The organism is Daejeonella sp., from assembly GCF_036405355.1.
Lineage (GTDB): Bacteria > Bacteroidota > Bacteroidia > Sphingobacteriales > Sphingobacteriaceae > Daejeonella.
Genome location: NZ_DASWXT010000144.1, coordinates 1 through 1,892 on the forward strand (window position 1 = coordinate 1; position 1,892 = coordinate 1,892).

Sequence of the window (1,892 nt, forward strand, 5' to 3'; positions counted from 1 at the left end):
AGAAATAAAAGAGGGTAAAATTAAATGGTTCTCATTTAAACAACATTTCTTCTCCAATGTACTGATCGCAAAAAACAGCTTTGATAGTGGAGAATTAGCCGTTAGCACAAGTCCGGATGCAGGAACTGTAAAAAGCTTTGCAGCCAAAATGCAAATACCTTTCCAGAGACAGGAAACCAGCTCCTTTCCGATGGAATTCTATTTCGGTCCAAATCAGTTAAATATTCTTGAAAAACAGGGCTTTGATATTGAAAAACAAATAGATCTGGGTTACTGGCCATTGAAGTACATTAACAGATGGGTGGTATTGCCTGTGTTTAACTTCCTTGAGGGTTTTGGATGGGGCTACGGACTTATTATTCTTGTGCTGACCATTCTGCTTAAAATGGTTTTGTTGCCGCTTACCTACAAGTCTTACCTGTCAATGGCGAAGATGCGTATTCTTAAGCCAGAGATGGACGAGATCAAAGGCAAAGTTGGCGAGGATAACCCTACCCTATTACAACAGGAATATTTAAAGCTATACAAAAAAGCCGGTGTAAATCCGCTGGGTGGTTGTCTGCCGATGCTATTGCAGTTGCCAATCATTATGGCGTTCTTCTTTTTCTTCCCGAATTTATTTGAATTGCGTCAGCAAAGCTTCCTCTGGATGGAAGATCTTTCAACCTATGATGCCTTCTTTAAATTGGGTTTTGAAGTTCCTTTTCTTGGAGACCACATCAGTTTGATGTGTATTTTGATGACTATTTCAACATTGATCTACACCTATTTCAATAATCAGGTTTCGGGTGCAACGGGTCAAATGAAATACATTGGTTATATCACGCCGATCATATTCTTTGGGGTACTGAACAGTTTCCCTTCAGGTTTGAATTATTACTATTTCCTGGCCAACCTGATGACTTTTGCACAGCAATATATCATCAGAATGTTTGTTGATGATAATAAGATACATGCTCAGATCCAGGAAAATAAGAAGAAACCTGCTTCAGAAAAGAAGACCTCAGGATTCCAGAAAAGAATGGAAGATTATATGAGACAACAGCAGGCGGCTAAAACAAAGGGTGCTATTGAGGATAAAGGATCTAAAAAGAAACCAAAATAATCGGTAACGCAGACAGGGTTTTGAACCCTGTCTGTGTTAATTAAAACCCTGTCAGCGTTGTTTTATTGCTGTAACCCGACTATAATTCTTTTCCATAGTCTGGAATACCAGTTCAGTATCACTTAGTTTACTGACCAAAAATGGAAATTCTCTCGTTCTCCCTCCTTCTAAAGATTCAGTATACCTGATCATTTTACCATCTAGCCTATATTTGCCCTTTGACAATTGCTTACCGCCCCATTCAATGATAAGTTCATTGGTTTCGGTAAAGATTATTGCAGGAGAAGCATGTTTAAGTTCTTCATCGCTGGTAATATCCTCCGGATCTGCATTAACTACTTTTACGTAGTTCCACCTACCCAAAAGATCACTTTTTTCTATTTCATAAGAGCAGGAAGAACAAAGCAGAATACAAAATATAAGTATTGGAAGGCTACATTTCATAAGTAACAAATGTAACTATTGCTGGCATTTTAAGGCCGTACTTTTATATTATTAATTACATCATCCAAAAATTTCATCATGAAAAATCAACTCAAAATCACAGGATTAGGACTGATTCTGACAGTGATTATTTTTACTTCAGGCTCCTGTAAAAAAGATAAAGTTTCAATCAGTAATAGAACGAATACAGAAAATATCAACGCTGTAAATATCGAGGCTCAGATTAATACTTTGCCAAAGGAAAACTTGAGTGCGGATGAGTTAAATAGTATTTCATTCTTAAGAGAGGAAGAGAAATTAGCAATGGATGTTTATTTAACTCTTTATAACAAATGGGGTGTGA

At 37.1% G+C, this 1,892-nt stretch carries 3 protein-coding genes; 2 read left to right on the forward strand and 1 reads right to left on the reverse strand.

Features of this window, described 5'->3' with window-relative positions; genetic code table 11:
• On the forward strand, positions 1 to 1,105 hold a 1,105-nt coding region (yidC, locus tag VGE44_RS17970; protein ID WP_331081751.1), incomplete at its 5' end, for a membrane protein insertase YidC.
• 51 nt (positions 1,106 to 1,156) lie between these two features.
• Here yidC and VGE44_RS17975 read toward each other — a convergent pair.
• Positions 1,157 to 1,549, reverse strand: coding sequence for a hypothetical protein (locus tag VGE44_RS17975; RefSeq protein ID WP_331081753.1), 393 nt, complete (start codon positions 1,547 to 1,549; stop codon positions 1,157 to 1,159).
• A 78-nt stretch (positions 1,550 to 1,627) separates the two neighbouring features.
• Between VGE44_RS17975 and VGE44_RS17980 the strand changes: the two genes are divergently transcribed.
• Positions 1,628 to 1,892: DUF2202 domain-containing protein (locus VGE44_RS17980; protein ID WP_331081755.1), on the forward strand; the 265-nt coding region annotated here is incomplete at its 3' end.

Excerpts from the sequence above, each read along its gene's own strand:
- VGE44_RS17975 (WP_331081753.1), bottom strand. The coding sequence starts at position 1,549 with ATGAAATGTAGCCTTCCAATACTTATATTTTGTATTCTGCTTTGTTCT.